The following is a 17046-nucleotide window of genomic DNA, read 5'->3' as shown; positions in this document are numbered from 1 at the left end:
GAGCAAGTAGATATCTGTGACCGAGCTGAACTAGATCGCGTGTTTTCAGAGCATCAACCCGATATGGTTATGCATTTAGCGGCTGAGTCTCATGTCGATCGCTCTATTGATGGTCCTGCTGCTTTTATTGAGACCAACGTGATGGGCACTTACCATCTGCTCGAAGCGGCCCGTCAATATTGGTCGGGCTTAGATGAAGCGCGCCAATCGGCATTCCGTTTTCATCATATTTCTACGGATGAAGTGTATGGCGATCTAGAGGGAACGGATGATTTGTTCACCGAAACCACCTCATACGCGCCGAGCAGCCCATATTCTGCATCTAAAGCTTCGAGCGATCACCTAGTTCGCGCTTGGCAGCGTACTTATGGTTTACCGACACTTGTCACCAATTGCTCCAACAACTATGGCCCGTACCACTTCCCAGAGAAGTTGATCCCTCTGATGATTTTAAATGCCCTCGATGGCAAGCCGTTGCCTGTGTACGGTGATGGTATGCAAATCCGAGATTGGCTGTTTGTGGAAGACCATGCCCGCGCGCTTTACAAAGTAGTCAACGAAGGTGAAGTCGGTGAAACCTACAACATCGGTGGCCATAACGAAAAAGCAAACATCGAAGTAGTGAAAACCATTTGTGCTTTGCTTGAAGAGCTGCGACCAGACAAGCCGGCAGGTGTTGAGTCTTATGAATCTTTGATCACTTATGTCAAAGATCGCCCCGGTCATGATGTGCGCTACGCAATTGATGCGACCAAGATTGCTCAAGAGCTTAACTGGACGCCGGAAGAAACCTTTGAAAGCGGCATTCGTAAAACCGTGGAATGGTACCTAAACAACCCGCAATGGTGGCAACGCGTGCTTGATGGTTCATACAGTTTAGAGCGATTAGGAGCGGGCGAATAATGAAAGGCATTATTTTAGCAGGTGGCTCGGGCACTCGCCTTTACCCTATTACACGCGGTGTCTCTAAGCAGTTACTGCCGGTTTATGACAAACCAATGATTTACTACCCGTTGTCAGTACTGATGCTTGCGGGCATTCGTGAAATCTTGATCATCACCACGCCAGAAGACCAGGAAGGATTTCAGCGCCTATTGGGTGATGGCTCAGAGTTTGGCATTGAGTTGCAATACGCGATTCAACCAAGTCCAGACGGCTTAGCTCAAGCCTTCATCATTGGTGAAGAATTCATTGGCGATGACTCAGTATGTTTGGTGCTGGGTGACAACATCTTTTATGGGCAAGGGTTCACTCCGAAGTTGCAGCAAGCCGCTGCTTTAACGGAAGGTGCGACGGTCTTTGGCTATAAAGTGAAAGATCCTGAGCGCTTTGGTGTGGTGGAATTTGATGAAGAGATGCGAGCGCTATCGATTGAAGAGAAGCCATTCAAGCCAAAATCCAATTACGCCGTGACCGGACTGTATTTCTACGATAACCGCGTTGTGGACATTGCCAAAACTATTCAACCGTCCCATCGTGGCGAGCTAGAAATTACGAGTATTAACCAAGCTTACTTAGAGCAAGGGAAGTTGACGGTTGACGTGCTAGGGCGTGGCTTTGCGTGGTTAGACACGGGAACACATGGCAGCTTGCTTGAAGCTGCTCACTTTGTCGAAACGATCGAGAAACGCCAAGGTTACAAAGTGGCTTGCTTAGAAGAGATTGCGTATCGCCGAGGCTGGTTAACGCGAGAGCACATTCAAGCTGCAGGAAAAGCCTTATCTAAAAACGATTATGGCCGCTATCTTCTAGAGTTATTGGAAGAATAAATGTCGAATATACCGCTAATATCTTTTCAGAAAATGGGTGATGAGCGAGGCTCATTAATCTCGTTAGAGCAACACAAAAACATTCCGTTTGATATCAAACGTATTTACTACATCTTTGATACACAAAGCGGTTTAGCGAGGGGCTTTCATGCACACTACGACTTAGAGCAAGTCGCTATCTGCATGAAAGGTAGCGTGACTTTCGTCATTGATGATGGTACCACGAAAGAGACAGTGACGCTTTCCTCTCCCGATGTAGGACTGCATATCAAAGGCTTAAAATGGCGTGAGATGCACGACTTTTCTGAAGATTGTGTACTGATGGTCGTAGCCAGTGAGTTATACGATGAAGCCGACTATATCCGTGACTATGACACATTTCTTAAAGAGGTAGCCCATGCGAATTCATGCACTCAGTGATGTTGCTTCATCGGCGATTGGCGAGGGGACATCTATTTGGCAATTTGCCGTGGTCCTTGCTGGGGCTAAAATTGGTCGTGACTGTAATATCTGTGCGCATACCTTCATCGAGAATGATGTGGTCCTAGGAGATAGAGTCACCGTAAAGTGTGGCGTTTACCTCTGGGATGGCATTGAAATTGAAGATGATGTGTTCATTGGTCCAGCAGCGGCTTTCACGAACGACAAGTTCCCACGTTCAAAAGTATGGCCAGAGGCATTTCCAAAAACAAAAATCCTGTCAGGCGCCTCCATTGGCGCCAATGCCACAATTTTGCCCGGCATAACCATCGGAAAAAATGCGATGGTTGGTGCAGGCAGTGTGGTCACCCGTTCAGTGCCAGACTATGCGGTTGTGGTTGGAAGCCCAGCCAAGATAGTACGTTATGTAGAGAAAAATAATGGTTAATTTTTTAGAGCTAAAGCGCTTAAATTCCGAGTACGAAGACGAATTGAAACAAGCCTGTGCACGCGTGATTGAATCTGGCTGGTATATTCTTGGCAAGGAAACTGAAAAGTTTGAACAAGCATTTGCTGACTACTGTGGTGTTAAACACTGTATAGGCGTTGCGAACGGTCTAGATGCTTTAACACTGACGTTAAAGGCTTGGCGAGAGCTAGGAAAAATCAACAAAGGTGATGAAGTTATCGTACCGGGTAATACCTATATCGCATCGGTATTGGCGGTCACCGAAGCGGACTTGGTACCGGTGTTTGTGGAGCCGGATGAGCAGACTCACAATATCAGTCCTGAAGCGATTGAAGCGGCGATTACAGAAAAGACTAAAGTGATTTTGCCGGTGCATTTGTATGGTCAGTTAGCCGATATGCCAGCGATTATGGCGTTGGCGACAAAACACAATCTTCTCGTGCTGGAAGACAGCGCTCAGTCTCATGGTGCGACACTTGCTGGTAAGAAATCTGGCGCATGGGGGGATGCCTCAGGTTTTAGCTTCTATCCGGGTAAAAACCTAGGTGCGTTAGGTGATGGTGGTGCTATTACGACCAGCGATGATGAGCTGGCAGAAACTTTGCGTGCCCTTCGTAACTACGGCTCTCATGTTAAATACCAGAATCTTTATCAAGGATTGAACAGTCGTTTGGATGAAATTCAGTCGGCGATGTTGTCAGTGAAACTGAACTACCTTCCAGCGCAGACGAAAGCGCGTCAGGAGTTGGCGGAATTTTACTTACGCGAAATCAACAACCCGAATATTATCTTACCGGAAGTAGCTGAGCCTGAGGCACATGTATGGCATTTGTTTGTGGTGCGAACTTCACACCGAGATGCATTGGTTAAGCATTTATCAGAGCATGGTATTCAGACACAAGTACATTACCCGATAGCGCCGCATAAACAGCAGGCTTATAAAGAGTTCAGTCATCTGTCATTGCCGCTGACGGAGCAGTTGCAAAATGAAGTGCTGTCATTGCCGATGTCGCCCTACTTGAGTGAAGACGAGAGTCAAAAAGTAGTCGATGCAATCAACTCTTTTAAGGTTGAGCAATGACACAAGAGCATGTGCAAGTATTAGAAGATGTGGTTTATGTCTTCTTTTGCTACAAACAATCAAGTTATCTCGATAAAACGCTTCCGGCGGCATTACATCAAACAGCATGGCCGAGCCAGCTGTTAGTATTGGACGATTGCTCTCCAGATGATAGCCATGAAAAGATTCTATCGCTTTTAGAGTTTGCGCCTAAAGGATTAAATATTGAATATCGCCACAATACGCAAAATGTTGGTTTAGTTAGCCAAATCAACTCCTTGCGGGGGCAATACCAAAATAAGCTTATTATTGTACAAGCTGGCGATGATATAGCGATGCCGAACCGAGTTGAGGAAACTTATGAAGCCTGGTTGAAAAATGGTAAACCAAGCTTAATTATTGGTAGTTACGACAAAATTTCCGAGCAAGGCGATATCATTGAGCCATTTGAATCGATCAAGCAGAATAAAAAGCCTTATACACTCGAAAATATTATTAATAGAAAATGTGCAGTAGATGGCTGTTGCGCCGCTTTTACGTCTGATGTACTGAACGAGTTTGCTCCTTACAACAAAGATATCATCAATGAAGATCGCATCAATGTCCTTCGAGCCTTTTTGTTAAATGGTATTCATCATGAAAACAAAAAATGGATCCAATATCGATTAGGTGGCATATCAACGTTCGCAAAAGAAACACGTGAAGAAAGGTATAACAACACAGTAATTAATGCTCAGCGTGAACTGCAAGATCTTAAAATGAACTTGCGAGATGCAGAGAGTAAAAACGCCACTAAAGTTGCGAGTGCGATTAAAAAGCGTATGTGTACCGCTGAGTTTATGGCATCTATCCCCTCAAGTAAGTTAGCATTTTATAGTTATGTATTACGTTATTTTTTTAATAGTGGTGATTTTGAAAATGCCTTAAAAGTAATAAGAAGGCTGAAATGATTTAGATAGCTAGAGAATCTTTATAAAATATAGGGCTAACATGGTAGCCCTATATTGGTTAGCTATTTTTTAACTCTTCTTTTAAGTGATTCATTATACGCATTGTTGGCGTTAATTCTCTAAAGTGTATTGCTAATTCATTATCAAAGAATGTTCGATCTACTGGTGCTTTGTGATGGATTAAATCTATAAGAAAGTTCTCAATGTCCGAATAAGATTTTCCTTTAGTGCAACTATCGTATGCTTTATTACCAAATGGATTTTGGTAATTTCGTATATCATCACTTAATGCTAGATACATTACAGGTTTGTTTAAATACAAATATTCCGCAAGAAAGGAGCCACTATCATGAATCATAGCATCTGAAGTTTTAAATAGATCATAGTAATCTCCTTCTTCTAGTTGACTAAAGCTAGATTGCTCCCAAAACCTATAATATGTGTCCGTTTTTTCTTTTCCCCAATCTTTGTGTTTGTATAGCTTTTCTTTTAGCATCGGATGAGGTTTAAATGCCCACTGAATGTTTTTTTTGTACTTTTCTGAAAGTGATTGTATTTGTTGAGAAAAGCTTAAGAAGGTGCTGTAAGGAAGCTCTGGTGTGTCTATTGTATGATGAGGAGCAAAAATAACTCGTAGCTTATTAGAGTCCTGTTTCTTCCATGGTGAATTCGCAACAAGCTCATTATTGATTAGTGGCTCTGTTGCAGGATAGCCGGTCACTAAGATGTTTCTACCTTTTAAGTCGGAATTTTTTTTAAAAATATCCACCTCATCAAAATGTGGGGCGAATATTTTCCACATCATATTATGAAATTGTTGGTTATATTGTTCTTTATAATTGTTGTATTTTGATATTTGATGAGAATATGGGATATAAATAGATAAATACTTACTATAAGCTTTAGAGTAATAATCTTTCTTTGTTATTTTATGTGGGTTTGTGAAAAAAATGATATCAATGTCAAGAGTGTCAATGTCAATCCACGTAGATTTATTTTTATTATAAGAGCTGACAGTTGGGTAGCCTTTATTTTGGAAGAAATTAACATTTTTTTGTACATCTTGTATACAAGATACATCATCCTTTCCTGTGTAAGGACAGACAAAAATAAAGGGTTCGAAAAAGTCATCTTCCATCATTGCTCTGAAGACTGCGTCACATTTCCATACACTATGATGAAGAACAAAGAAGGCTACTCTTATTTTATTTTTCTTTTTTAGTTTTTTTAAACGTCGCTCATCGGCGAGTATGTTTAGTTGATACTTTACAGTTTGTCTCAATGTCTTGATCGACTTCTTTAATGGCATGGCCATAAACCTTTTACATACGACTTCAGTTTTGACTCCCCTATAACCAAACATTGTTCTAGTGTAAACTGCTAGGTTGATTATTGGGCTTAAACTAAGATGACAGCTCTTAGGCGATATGATGACATCTTGGTACAGTCAAAGCTACCTCAATTTGAAGTAAGGCAGAGTATGTGCGGTATTTTTATTTCTAATGATCCACGAGTGATCCAAGAGCACAGCAAAATCATTGAAGAATGCTTGCGATTTAGAGGGCCAGATTGTTCTTCTGGGTTAGTCGAGCATGGAGGGTGGAAAGCCTATCACTCTCGGCTTTCTATTATCGAACTAGGTTCGGGTAGTAATCAACCTGTTATTGATGCTCGAGGAGGTATACTAGTATTTAATGGCGAGATCCTTAACTACAAGGAGCTCGGTCAAAAGTACTTTGAAAAAGAGTACACGAGCGATACTACACTCTTAAGCGACCTTATTATCTCTGGGCATCTTATTGAGAACGAGTTGGACGGATTTTTCGCATTCGTTTACGTAAGTGCAGACGGAAAGCTGCAGCATGCGTGTCGGGATAAGTTTGGTGTTAAGCCTCTATTTTATCATCAATCTCCACACGGTATTTCATTTTCTTCTGAGCCTAATGTATTGAAGGCACTTTTTGACTTACCTGTGAACCCTCTAGCTATTGAAGAGTATCATGCAGCTCGTGCGCCCATTTTTAGTGGCTCATATTTCAAAGAAGTATCAACTGTTGAACCTGGTTCATGCTTTGTCAATGGGTGCTATTTTGAAAGCTTAAACTTCTTTCAACAATATGAAGATGTATCGCAAGAGCAATTAGAAAAAGCAGTTAGAGATGGCATCAATAGTCGATTAGTTTCAGATGCTAAGGTTGGCCTTCTAATGAGTAGAGGCATTGACAGTAATTTGATTCATCAACTAACTGATATTGAGAAACTATACACTATTGGTTTTAAAGGTGATGATGATATCACTTTTCTTCAAGAGCAAAATATTCCTAACCTAACCGTTCATGAATGTGGAGCAAATGAGTACAAACGCTGTTTTGACGAGTTAATTGCTCTAAGAGGTGAACCAATGTCTGTGCCTAATGAGGTTCTTCTGTATCGTATCTCCCAAATTGCTGCTCAGGATGGAGTTAAGGTGCTTCTTTCGGGCGAAGGTGCGGATGAATTCTTTGGTGGGTATGACCGTATATTTAATTGGGCTGCGGAATGTGAGAGTTTTTCACTCGATACATTTTTAGAGTTTTACTGCTATAAGGTCCCAAGACAAGACACTACGACTTATCGAGAGTTCTCTGAATTATTTGCCAGATTGGAGCATTTAACTCCTTTTGAAAAAGTACGATACTTTTTTATTAAGTATCATATGCCAGTTTTGTTTAGGCGGTTAGACTTTGCTTTAATGGCTGCTGGAATTGAAGGGCGAGATCCTATTGCCAATTATCATGTATTCGAAGCCGCAATCAAATTCAGTGCTGGTAGACTAATGAATGGTTCACTAGGGAAGCTACCTCTACGTGAGTTAATTGCTCCACTTAAAGGAAAAAGCTTTGCGTATGAGAGAAAAGTTGGCTTTCCTGTTGATCTTACAAAGGTTTTTGACAACCCGAACTTATTATCTTCTTATGAATTGTGGTTTGAAGAAAATTTAAAGGTATTGATGAAATGATTATCGGTTATACAAGTGGCGTATATGATCTATTTCATGTTGGCCACGTGAATTTATTACGTAACGCAAAAGCCATGTGCGACAAGTTAGTGGTAGGAGTTACGATTGATGAGTTGGTCGCATATAAAGGTAAGCAACCAGTAATACCATACCATGAGCGGATAGAGGTTGTACGTTCTTGCAAGTATGTTGATGTAGCTATACCTCAAAAAGATATGGATAAAGCCTCTGCAGCGAGAAAGAATCATGCGAGTTATCTATTCGTAGGAGATGATTGGTATGAAACTTCTAAATGGCAGGAACACGAGAAAGATTTAGCTGCTGTAGGTTGTAAGGTTATTTATTTCCCTTACACTGAAGGAACCTCTAGCACCCTAATCAATGAGACCCTAACTTCGCTTCGTAGTGAACGAAAGTAGTAGTTATTTCTAATTTTTAAAAGCCAAAAATTCAATTTTGGCTTTTAAAGTTCGGATTCATAGTTTATCGGTAGTTCTTTTTAAAGCACCTTGGTTTCGTTTTGCATAGTGACAGGCCTTTATCTCATAGAGTTCACTTAAGGATGGTTGTGAAAGAAGGGATGTTAGATGCTTAGCCAAGTCGGTTGTATCACTGGCTAGTAATATCCCATCTATATCCAATAAGTCAGATACAATCTCCTTAAAGTTGAAATAGCTAGGGCCAGTGATTATGACTTTTTCTAACATGGCAGGCTCTAGCACATTGTGCCCACCAACCTTATCTCCAATTAGGCTTCCACCCATAAAGCAGATGTCCGCTGCGCCCATCAACGTTAGCATCTCACCCATTGTATCGCCGAGATATATTTGAGTATTCGTCTCTACTGCATGCGTTGAAGTACGACGCACAGTTTTAAATCCTTGCTGTTGGCAAAGCGTGAATACATCATCAAATCGTTCTGGATGGCGAGGAACCAAAACGAGTAAAGCATTTGGAAGAGATTTTAAAACTTGTCTATGTGCATCTAATACCTGTTCGTCCTCGCCTTTGTGGGTGCTAGCTGCTATCCAAATCGGACGATCGTTTCCAAGTTGGGCTCGAAGCTGCTGTCCTTGCTGTTTCACTTGCTCTGATATTTGAATATCGAACTTAATCGAGCCAGTAACGGATAGTTTCTTTTTCTCAACGCCTAAGCGTTCGAAGCGCTCTGCATCTGAATCCGTTTGGCAGAGTACTTGAGTTAGGCATGGATGAAGCTGGTTAAAAAGCCGCTGTATTTTGGCGTAGTTCTGACACGATTTTTCAGATAGGCGCGCATTCACGACAGTTATAGGGATACCCGCTTTGTGAACATTGTGAAGCGTGTTTGGCCACAGCTCAGTCTCAATGATCAACATCTGTTTTGGCTGCACTGCTTTAAGAAAACCTTTGATAGCGAACCCAAAGTCAATTGGCATATAGCGGTGTTCAATTAAATTACCCAACTTAGCAATCTGTTCAGCTCCCGTACTTGTTGTTGTTGTAACTAGAATAGATTGTTCGGGGTTTTGTTCCTTAAGGGCTTTGATTAAAGGTGTTGCTGCTATGCTTTCACCAACAGATACGGCATGTATCCAAATAGGTTTGTCGTTGCTTTTTAACTTGGGGGTTATGCCAAAGTGCTCTTTCCAGCGAGAGCCGAACTTAGGCTTATTTGGTTTGCTCTTGTACAAACCAAATAAAAGCAGCGGTGACGCTAGGGCGAGTAGTAAGGTATAAATAATGCGAACTAACATGAGCTTATCGTAATGGCGTCAAGTTTTTGGATACTATCTAGCACTTGCTTAGGCGAAAGTTCTGTCAAGCACTTAAGGTGTTTGTACTGACATTCACGCTGGAAACAAGGGCGACAATCAATATCGGTATGAACAATCTCCACTTTTTCTGCGAGTGGGGGGGTGTACTTCGGTGAAGTTGAGCCATACACTGCAACAACATTACAACCAACCGCAGCTGCCACATGCATTAAGCCTGAGTCATTCGCGACAACAGTCTTACATGCAGCAAGTAGGTCGACCGCTTCAATTAAGCTGGTTTGGCCTGCCAGAACATGAATGTGCTCATGGAATTGCGTCGGAACAAGTGCGCGAATATTGTTACAAGTCTCTAAGTCTTTTTGAGAACCAAACAACCAGATTTGATGTCCAGAACGAGCCATTTGCGTCGCAACTTCAGCGTAGTGTGTTTCGGGCCATTTTTTGGCAGGACCAAACTCTGCTCCTGGGCACAGTCCGATAATTGGTTGGTCTTGGGCTAAGTTGAACTTTTTGATCGTGGCTTGTTGCTCTGCCGCGTTGATTGCAAGGCGAGGGCGAGGTAAGGTTTCAAGCCCGCCAAGAGAGTTAGAGTCCACCATTTCTGCTTTTGGATAAGCTAACGCTACATAGCGCTCTACCATGTACTGAAAAGACTTCATGTTAGGGCGTAAATCATTCAATAAACCATAGCGCATTTCTCCTTTCCAGCCAGTACGAAGAGGAATGTTGGCAAACCATGGGATCAGTGCCGATTTCGCTGATTTAGGCAAGATATAGGCGTGGTCATATTGCTTTTCACGTAATGATTTGCCAATTTCCCTGCGGCCTAATAAGTTAAACTCACCATGACCGATAGGCATTTCAATCGCTTGATGGATTTCTGGCATACGCTCAAGAATCGGTTTACACCATCCTGGAGCGATAACGTCAATTTGGCTATCTGGATGGCGTTGCTTTAATACGATATATAACGATTGCGACATTACCATATCGCCGACCCATGCAGGGCCAATGACTAAAATCTTCATGCTTTGTTTTTCCAGTATAGGAATTTCAAAATTGACTCATAAGTTCTAAAAAGTTCAGCGTATATTTTATTCGCAAGAGTCATTTTGGATTTATCTTTTCTTTTACCACCAATCGTCGAAGCAATCTCTGCTCTAGTAAAGAGATCTGGAGACACGCTGTAGACTTGAACACCATGTCTCCATGGTTTTTCCATGTAGTCATCGACTGGTTCAATAAACTCTTGAGCATGCATAACAAACTTTGAGGCTGCTTTAGGTGTGACGATATAAGCGGTGGTACCACAAGTGCCTGCTGAGTATCCCCCTAGCATATGATTATCATCAATAGGTACGATTGGGGTGAATACACGCTTCTGAGTAGCAGACAACTTGATGTAGTCATAATTAGAAGTCAATGGAAGGGTATGTTCGAGTACTTGCTTCAGCCCTTCGACGGGGTCGACGTTGTCTTCTAAGATGACGATCGGTTCATCAAGCTCAACACAGCGAACCCACAACTCGTAATGGCTTGCAAAACAGGCGACTTCACTGGTTTTTAATTGATACCCTTTGCGGCGTAGAGTAATGGTAGGACGACTTTTTTCTGAATGAAGAAAACGGTCAACAGAGCCATCTATTGCATCAAAAAATTCAAACGTAATGCCTTGTTGTTTTAACTTTTCTTCAATACGTTCTCGGCGATCTAGCGATCGAGCCAAGCTTACGACAAATACTTTCACTGCACTTTCCAGTCGCTGTTATATCTTGGTTTAAACAAATTGTAATAGTTATTGCCGTCTTCTTGAGAGTGCAGCAACTGTAGTACCCACATATATTGTTCGGGTTTATCACCGACAAAATATTCAATGGCTTCATTACAGGTACGAGCGTCTTGCTCTTCGCCTTTATCCAGCTCAAACGCTGGTAAAATCTCAATATCAAACGTACCATCTTCAGTGTTCATCGACGCAAATAGAGGTAGTACTTTTGAGCGTGATAGTTTCGCAATTTTGCCTAAACCAGGTAGCGTTGCTTTACGTGTTGCAAAAAAATCCACAAACACACTATGCTCTGGGCCGTGATCTTGATCGGGTAGGTAATACCCTACATAGCCATCTCGAACTGATTTCAAAAACGGCTTAACACCACCAGAGCGTTCATAAACACGACCACCGTATTGGACTCTTTGCTTGTGCATTAGCCAGTCAGCAACATCATTCTTTTGTTTCTTCGCCATTGCAGAAACTGGCATTCCCATTGACGCGAGCAAGATAGCAGGCACATCAATTGCCCAAGAGTGGGGAACCATTAAAATCACATTTTCGTTGTTATCAATGTGCTGTCGTAAAATGTCTAGGCCGCGAGTTTGGCAACGGTTCTGAAGCCATTTTGGTGAGCGTAAACTTAGTAACCCGAAGCGAAAAAAGAACATGGCTGCTGTGTAGAGTGTTTTTTCTATCAAAGCTTCACGTTCTTGGAACGACTTTTCCGGAAAACACAGCTCAAAGTTAACCCTCGCTCGGTGAGCTGGCCCCTTGTGGGATTTCGACAGTTTTTTGGCTATGGTTTTCGCCAACCACTTTTGTAAACCCAGTGGCATTAATGATAAAGGTAAAAATAAGATAACACCTAACCACGTGCCCCAGTACTTAGACGACAGAAAGTGGCGCTTAAACTCAGGGTTATATGCTTTAGGGTCGAAGTCATCACGTTTTATGGTCATGGCGTGTCTAGTTACCTATTCGTGTACGGGCGAAGTGGTTTAAATGAGAAAAAAGATAGTTAGGAATGATACAGGCTATTGCATTTGAGTAAAGGTGGCAGGTTATGGTTCTACCACCTTGTGGTGCTTAACTGTTTTGGATAGTCAAGTATTCGGCAACGCCTTCTGCAACTGTCTTGAATTCAACATCACAGCCTGCGGTGCGCAGTTTGGTCAGATCCGCTTGTGTGAACTCTTGGTAAGCGCCTTTTAGGTGCTCAGGGAATGGGATGGTTTCAATTTGGCCTTTGCCATGATGCTTGATAACTGCTTTTGCTACCTCTTCAAAAGATTCAGCACGGCCAGTACCACAGTTAAAAATGCCTGATACGCCGTTTTCTAAGAACCACAGGTTTACTTTACAGACATCACCAACGTAAACGAAGTCGCGTTTGAATGATTCGCTGCCCGCGAACAATTTAGGATTTTCACCTGCGTTAAGTTGGTTGTTTAGGTGGAACGCAACTGATGCCATGCTACCTTTGTGGTCTTCACGTGGGCCATATACGTTGAAGTAGCGGAAGCCGGTGATTTGAGAAAGGGTCTCACCATGTTCTTCAGCGTCTTGCCATAGGCGACGAACGTAGTTATCAAACTGCTGTTTCGAGTAACCGTATACATTCAGTGCGCCTTCGTATTCGCGTTCTTCAACGAAAGTATCTGTATCGCCGTAAGTGGCTGCTGAAGAAGCGTATAGGAATGGAATCTCGCGATCTAAACAGTAATGAAGCAGCTCTTTAGAGTACTCGTAGTTGTTTAGCATCATGTACTTACCATCCCACTCAGTCGTTGCAGAGCAAGCACCTTCGTGGAAAATTGCCTCAATCGGACCAAAATCATCGCCCGCCATAATTTGGGTCAGAAAGTCGTCACGATCCATGTAATCTGTGATGTCCAGATCAACTAAGTTCTTAAATTTTTTTCCATTTTTTAGGTTGTCGACAACCAAGATATCGTTAATACCAGCTTCGTTTAGTGCTTTAACAATGTTGCTGCCGATCATGCCAGCGCCACCAGTTACGATGATCATAGAACTTCCACCATAGATTAAAATTTTCTCTGGAATTCTAGCAAGAAACGAAAAGTAGCGCTATTGGAAGCAGGAAGATAGGTTTTAGTCTTCTATGACTAAGTATCTAGATATGAAAAAGGGAGCCGCAGCTCCCTTGATTACTTTATTATTCCACATCCGAACGGTTAGGTCTTTGGTACCAAGGATTTCGTTCGTCGGTTAACTCAATTAAGCTGTATTTGCGGCCGAGCTTCTGCCCTCCGTCACGAGTAAGAGGCTGCCAACTAAAGTTCGCACGATTGTTACTTGGCTTAACGGTCATGATGTCAAACGGAATCGACAAGTAGAAACCTTTGGTAAAGCTACCTTCACCAAATTCATCCGCAGACAAGTCTGTAAATGACGCAAAGGCACCAGCAATTACGCCACTCTTGAACTGCTTAGAAACATTGATTTGTGTACCAACATCACCAGCCAGGAACTGACCAACATCGACTTGGATCATCAAATCTTGTAGGAAATCCCATTGAGGGTAGTAGTACCCAGATACAAAACCAGTGAAGCCTTTATCAATAACTTGGAACGGACGTCCATATTCTGGCACGTTTTGCCATTTCTCATCGTAAACACCGAAGTAACTTTGTGGATCACGTTGAGAAATTACGTTGACGTCAGCGCCAATCGCCCAGTTAGCTCCTTGTGGACGGTAAAGAAACTCAGTACCGACTCCAGCAAACATGCTCTCCAGATAGCCCGCGTAGAATTGCTGATCCATGGTATTGGAATACTCTTGGAACCAAGTCAATTGTAGGTTTGACATGGTTATAGCATGTTCATTTTGGTAAGCGCGGAACATGGTGCGAACACGAGGAACGGTAGTGCCATCAGGTGGAGTGACATAGATAAACTTATCGTAGTTGTTATACCAATCCCAGTATAACGAACCGCCAATTTCAAGGTTGTCCGTTAGCCAGTATGAGGCATTACCGCTTAGCCCTACACTAAAGAGATAGAAATCTTCAGCGTTTCCGAGAGTTTGAACAAGCTTAGGTGCAAAGCCCCAATCAAAACGTTTAAAACCATCATAGACAGATTCTCCACTTGGCTTATTGCTAGCTTTTGCGGTTGCATCTTCTATTTTGGGGTTGATGTAATTAACTTGGGCAAAGTCGCGATATTTCTCCTTGGAAATAATCGTTTGTTCGCCGACTAAGCCTCGGCTGCGTTCATTGATCGCATAGGTATCAATATCGTCAGGCATTTCATTGTGAAGTACAGCCGCCGCTTTTTCGTGTGCCTCTGTACGGTCACGATATTTCTTCTGCTCACCAACGACAGTTACTGTATTGTTATCAACATAAACACGCGTGTTTCGATAACCAGCAATTTTGTCTAAATCTTCTGTTACACGTGCCCAATCAACATCAGACAGTTCTTTGGGTTGGTTATCTTCCACTTCCGGGGTTGGTGTGTCTCGCCAGAATGATGGCATGTCATTGAAATTAGTGTTTAGCGTTAAGCCTGCTACTAAAGTATCGCCGCGTTCATAACTTAAACGAAAATCGGCCATGCCTAGACGGTAGAGGACACCAAAGTTCCATGGTGTGTGGGGCTTCATATCAACATCTGCGCCCACAACTGCATAGTCTGTAGAGTAGTCATTGCTGTCGTACTCAACTTTAAATCGTAAAGGAGCGTGCAACGTCTGGAACTCTATACCACCAAATAAAGCCGCAGGCCCTTTGAAAGCTCTGTCAAAATTAGTTGTTCCTCCAGAATCAAGAAACTCTTCAGAACGTTCACAGAATTTGTCTGATGCTTTGCAAAATGGATTGGTTATATTGTCTCTGGTTCCCAAGTAGCCCCAGCCCATACCAAGAGTAAAATCGAATGTTCCAAAATGAGGAGCTGAGTATCGTTTGGTCGCGGCAATATATTCTGCATCAAATAAGCCAGTACCAGCAAAGTCTCGTACCCCTAGGGCGATTTCTGGTATGTATTCAGATTCTTCCCATAATCTAAATTTAAAATCTATCCCCTTGTCTGTGTACTCATTGTCTACATCAGGAAGTGATGTTGAGTATGGCAAGTCTTGAACTCGAGTATATCGAATAGTTGTCTCTAGCCAAGGCAGTACCTGCAAGGTGACGTTGTAAAAAAGGTACTCATCACTACCTGTTACAGAAAAGTTAAATTCCCCTTCAGGAGCCATACGTCCGGTTGGCATCTGCATTAAACCAACACCACCAAAATCAGATTGAGAAGGCTGTAACGAGGGAGCCTCAAAGGGTATATCTTGAGCCCAAACCAATGCAGGACCCATTAAAGAAAGGGTTAAGCTTTTTCTAATTGGCATCATTGTGGTCTCTTTGTGGAGTTTGGTATCAATTGAGTGAGTAGGCGGACAATATCTTGGTCCATTTCGGAGTATTCAAGATCACCAAACGGAATATATACCAATGTCAGAGGTGGTAAGTAATATTGTGTCGTTAACCAAGCTCCGTGATGCGGCTTAACTACGTGACCATCTGGGTAGATCAACACTGGCGGTGTTGATAATGCACCAATGTTATTTTTCAAATTCTCTATTTGTCTTTGCAAAGGGATGCCTGCTTGCGCCTTAACGGAATACACGCTACTTAGGTTTCCTAAGTAATACACTTTTTCTTCGCGTAGAGGGCTAGCGAGCAGGTAATCGCCGCGCAACAGTGGGTTGTCGAATTTATCTAGTCGAATTTTATCAACATCGATCGCAGACAGTAAACGCGGTGCAAAGCTTTGCTGCTGAATGAACTTGTAGAATGGATGTGCGACCAAATTGTGTTGAATCATTTGATTGAGCACCGAGTTCTTTAAAGCGGTAGAGGTTTTCTCGGCGCGTTCCGATTTATCAAACAAAGTGGTACCAAGAGAGTATTGCAGAGAGACGCTTTGCTCCCTAGCAAGTGCTAACACACTTTCTAAACGAGCCGGCCCTTGAAATTGTAGCCGTTTGCCTGCTTCTAGCAATTCAACATTTAATGGTTGCATAGCAGAGGTTTCTGTTTGAGCGAAGCTAGGCATGCTCAAAAGCGACATGACCAAACCGAATAATGTGAGTAGTTGCTTGCTCATGATTTGCTATATCCCTTCAAAATGGTTAACTCAACCGGAATCATATTTGGCCCTAGGTGTTGTAAGGTTTTAACGACCTGACCCTGTTCATTGACCCAATAGTAGTTTTCGACCGATTGAGAAAGACTGCTAAACTCAACAACTTCTTTATATACGTTGGTCATAGTGCTAGAAATAGGTGTTGTTAACGTTTCTTGGCCTGAGTAAGAACGCGTTATATTTGCAGGAAAGCCATAACGGTATTGTGTTGCCCAATCGTATGAAAGTGTGTAGTTGACAGAGGTTGAGTCTAAAGAAAAATCTGGAACGTCACCGTAAACACCTGCTAAGTCCCCACTCTGTAGACCAATCGTTTTGACGATATGCCCATTCTCTGTAACGATCATAGCTTTATCTGCGCTTACCCATTTCAGTTGTTTTTTGCCGCTGAGTTGGTTTTGTTCCGCAAAAGCTAAAACAACAAACACCTGTTTTTGATTTCCAAGTTTCAAATAGGCACTGGCATATGGAATAGCATTGATTTCTTCTGGTGTCATCTCGACATCAATGTAGTTACCGTAGGCTTCTTGGACGGTTGCTGAAACATCATTGAATTTCTGTGTGCAGCCAAAGAGTACAAGGAGTAGTGGAAGAATGAGGAGTTGGCGTATCCATTTAGGTATTCGGAAGATATTCATTATTCCCTCTTACAAATAAAATCGCCCTGAGTCATTCAGGGCGATTAGCTT

Annotated in this window: 17 protein-coding genes; 8 read left to right on the top strand and 9 right to left on the bottom strand. The window is 42.4% G+C overall.

The features are described 5' to 3' along the window. From rfbB to R7P35_RS18040, 6 genes are all read left to right on the top strand, one after another. Positions 1 to 903 (top strand): dTDP-glucose 4,6-dehydratase (rfbB, locus tag R7P35_RS18065; RefSeq protein ID WP_318092441.1); only part of this gene is annotated, 903 nt, incomplete at its 5' end. Further along, positions 903 to 1769: a glucose-1-phosphate thymidylyltransferase RfbA gene (gene rfbA, locus R7P35_RS18060; protein WP_005379428.1), complete on the top strand. Its 867-nt coding sequence runs from the start codon at positions 903 to 905 to the stop codon at positions 1767 to 1769. The genes rfbB and rfbA, both read left to right, overlap by 1 nt. Beyond that, positions 1770 to 2189, top strand: a complete 420-nt coding sequence (locus R7P35_RS18055; protein WP_053306496.1) for a sugar 3,4-ketoisomerase — start codon at positions 1770 to 1772, stop codon at positions 2187 to 2189. It begins immediately after the preceding gene. Continuing rightward, a complete protein-coding gene (locus tag R7P35_RS18050) occupies positions 2167 to 2637 on the top strand; it encodes an acyltransferase (RefSeq protein WP_047009430.1) in 471 nt (156 codons plus the stop codon). Before R7P35_RS18055 ends, R7P35_RS18050 begins: the two co-directional genes overlap by 23 nt. Beyond that, entirely contained in the window at positions 2630 to 3739 is a 1110-nt protein-coding gene (locus tag R7P35_RS18045; protein ID WP_213904777.1) for a DegT/DnrJ/EryC1/StrS family aminotransferase, read from the top strand. The genes R7P35_RS18050 and R7P35_RS18045 overlap by 8 nt, the downstream gene beginning before the upstream one ends. After that, positions 3736 to 4668: a glycosyltransferase family 2 protein gene (locus tag R7P35_RS18040; RefSeq protein WP_213904778.1), complete on the top strand. Its 933-nt coding sequence runs from the start codon at positions 3736 to 3738 to the stop codon at positions 4666 to 4668. Before R7P35_RS18045 ends, R7P35_RS18040 begins: the two co-directional genes overlap by 4 nt. Positions 4669 to 4726: 58 nt before the next feature. Here R7P35_RS18040 and R7P35_RS18035 read toward each other — a convergent pair whose 3' ends face one another. Beyond that, positions 4727 to 5977 (bottom strand): CDP-glycerol glycerophosphotransferase family protein, encoded by a 1251-nt coding sequence (locus R7P35_RS18035; RefSeq protein ID WP_005379433.1) that lies wholly within the window; start codon positions 5975 to 5977, stop codon positions 4727 to 4729. A gap of 171 nt (positions 5978 to 6148) precedes the next feature. Here R7P35_RS18035 and R7P35_RS18030 point away from each other — a divergent pair, with 171 nt between their 5' ends. Together R7P35_RS18030 and R7P35_RS18025 are read left to right on the top strand one after the other, a co-directional pair. Further along, on the top strand, positions 6149 to 7666 hold the full coding sequence (locus R7P35_RS18030; RefSeq protein WP_164666588.1) for an asparagine synthetase B family protein: 1518 nt from the start codon (positions 6149 to 6151) through the stop codon (positions 7664 to 7666). Then, positions 7663 to 8085 (top strand): adenylyltransferase/cytidyltransferase family protein, encoded by a 423-nt coding sequence (locus tag R7P35_RS18025; protein ID WP_005379435.1) that lies wholly within the window; start codon positions 7663 to 7665, stop codon positions 8083 to 8085. The genes R7P35_RS18030 and R7P35_RS18025 overlap by 4 nt, the downstream gene beginning before the upstream one ends. 57 nt (positions 8086 to 8142) lie before the next feature. Here the strand turns inward: R7P35_RS18025 and waaA are convergent, their stop codons facing one another. The 8 genes from waaA to R7P35_RS17985 all read right to left on the bottom strand — a co-directional run bounded on the left by waaA (position 8143) and on the right by R7P35_RS17985 (position 16995). Beyond that, positions 8143 to 9402, bottom strand: a complete 1260-nt coding sequence (gene waaA / locus R7P35_RS18020; RefSeq protein ID WP_213904779.1) for a lipid IV(A) 3-deoxy-D-manno-octulosonic acid transferase — start codon at positions 9400 to 9402, stop codon at positions 8143 to 8145. Continuing rightward, positions 9396 to 10451, bottom strand: coding sequence for a lipopolysaccharide heptosyltransferase II (gene waaF / locus R7P35_RS18015; protein WP_025768326.1), 1056 nt, complete (start codon positions 10449 to 10451; stop codon positions 9396 to 9398). The genes waaA and waaF overlap by 7 nt, the downstream gene beginning before the upstream one ends. Further along, a complete protein-coding gene (locus R7P35_RS18010; RefSeq protein ID WP_053307407.1) occupies positions 10448 to 11170 on the bottom strand; it encodes a glycosyltransferase family 25 protein in 723 nt (240 codons plus the stop codon). Before R7P35_RS18010 ends, waaF begins: the two co-directional genes overlap by 4 nt. Further along, a complete protein-coding gene (gene lpxM, locus R7P35_RS18005) occupies positions 11167 to 12153 on the bottom strand; it encodes a lauroyl-Kdo(2)-lipid IV(A) myristoyltransferase (RefSeq protein ID WP_054579402.1) in 987 nt (328 codons plus the stop codon). Before lpxM ends, R7P35_RS18010 begins: the two co-directional genes overlap by 4 nt. Before the next feature lie 127 nt (positions 12154 to 12280). Beyond that, positions 12281 to 13222, bottom strand: coding sequence for an ADP-glyceromanno-heptose 6-epimerase (gene rfaD / locus R7P35_RS18000; protein ID WP_017634969.1), 942 nt, complete (start codon positions 13220 to 13222; stop codon positions 12281 to 12283). 148 nt (positions 13223 to 13370) lie between these two features. Continuing rightward, positions 13371 to 15563, bottom strand: a complete 2193-nt coding sequence (locus R7P35_RS17995) for a YjbH domain-containing protein (protein ID WP_042522611.1) — start codon at positions 15561 to 15563, stop codon at positions 13371 to 13373. After that, positions 15560 to 16318, bottom strand: coding sequence for a capsule biosynthesis GfcC family protein (locus R7P35_RS17990; RefSeq protein WP_054579401.1), 759 nt, complete (start codon positions 16316 to 16318; stop codon positions 15560 to 15562). Before R7P35_RS17990 ends, R7P35_RS17995 begins: the two co-directional genes overlap by 4 nt. Then, positions 16315 to 16995: a YjbF family lipoprotein gene (locus R7P35_RS17985; RefSeq protein WP_042522614.1), complete on the bottom strand. Its 681-nt coding sequence runs from the start codon at positions 16993 to 16995 to the stop codon at positions 16315 to 16317. Before R7P35_RS17985 ends, R7P35_RS17990 begins: the two co-directional genes overlap by 4 nt. Positions 16996 to 17046 lie beyond the last annotated feature (51 nt).

It is taken from the genome of Vibrio sp. Vb0304, assembly GCF_033338995.1.
Taxonomy (GTDB): domain Bacteria; phylum Pseudomonadota; class Gammaproteobacteria; order Enterobacterales; family Vibrionaceae; genus Vibrio; species Vibrio alginolyticus.
Note: the sequence above shows the minus strand (reverse complement) of the source record. Positions and strands in the feature narration are given on the sequence as shown.

What these genes read in the sequence shown, in the direction of transcription:
- R7P35_RS18045 (WP_213904777.1), top strand. Translation starts at nt 2,630, where the DNA reads ATGGTTAATTTTTTAGAGCTAAAGCGCTTAAATTCCGAGTACGAAGAC.
- R7P35_RS17990 (WP_054579401.1), bottom strand. Translation starts at nt 16,318, where the DNA reads ATGAGCAAGCAACTACTCACATTATTCGGTTTGGTCATGTCGCTTTTG.
- R7P35_RS18025 (WP_005379435.1), top strand. Translation starts at nt 7,663, where the DNA reads ATGATTATCGGTTATACAAGTGGCGTATATGATCTATTTCATGTTGGC.
- R7P35_RS18040 (WP_213904778.1), top strand. Translation starts at nt 3,736, where the DNA reads ATGACACAAGAGCATGTGCAAGTATTAGAAGATGTGGTTTATGTCTTC.
- R7P35_RS18035 (WP_005379433.1), bottom strand. Translation starts at nt 5,977, where the DNA reads ATGCCATTAAAGAAGTCGATCAAGACATTGAGACAAACTGTAAAGTAT.
- R7P35_RS17995 (WP_042522611.1), bottom strand. Translation starts at nt 15,563, where the DNA reads ATGATGCCAATTAGAAAAAGCTTAACCCTTTCTTTAATGGGTCCTGCA.
- rfbA (WP_005379428.1), top strand. Translation starts at nt 903, where the DNA reads ATGAAAGGCATTATTTTAGCAGGTGGCTCGGGCACTCGCCTTTACCCT.
- R7P35_RS18055 (WP_053306496.1), top strand. Translation starts at nt 1,770, where the DNA reads ATGTCGAATATACCGCTAATATCTTTTCAGAAAATGGGTGATGAGCGA.
- waaA (WP_213904779.1), bottom strand. Translation starts at nt 9,402, where the DNA reads ATGTTAGTTCGCATTATTTATACCTTACTACTCGCCCTAGCGTCACCG.
- waaF (WP_025768326.1), bottom strand. Translation starts at nt 10,451, where the DNA reads ATGAAGATTTTAGTCATTGGCCCTGCATGGGTCGGCGATATGGTAATG.
- R7P35_RS18030 (WP_164666588.1), top strand. Translation starts at nt 6,149, where the DNA reads ATGTGCGGTATTTTTATTTCTAATGATCCACGAGTGATCCAAGAGCAC.
- R7P35_RS18050 (WP_047009430.1), top strand. Translation starts at nt 2,167, where the DNA reads ATGCGAATTCATGCACTCAGTGATGTTGCTTCATCGGCGATTGGCGAG.
- R7P35_RS17985 (WP_042522614.1), bottom strand. Translation starts at nt 16,995, where the DNA reads ATGAATATCTTCCGAATACCTAAATGGATACGCCAACTCCTCATTCTT.
- rfaD (WP_017634969.1), bottom strand. Translation starts at nt 13,222, where the DNA reads ATGATCATCGTAACTGGTGGCGCTGGCATGATCGGCAGCAACATTGTT.
- lpxM (WP_054579402.1), bottom strand. Translation starts at nt 12,153, where the DNA reads ATGACCATAAAACGTGATGACTTCGACCCTAAAGCATATAACCCTGAG.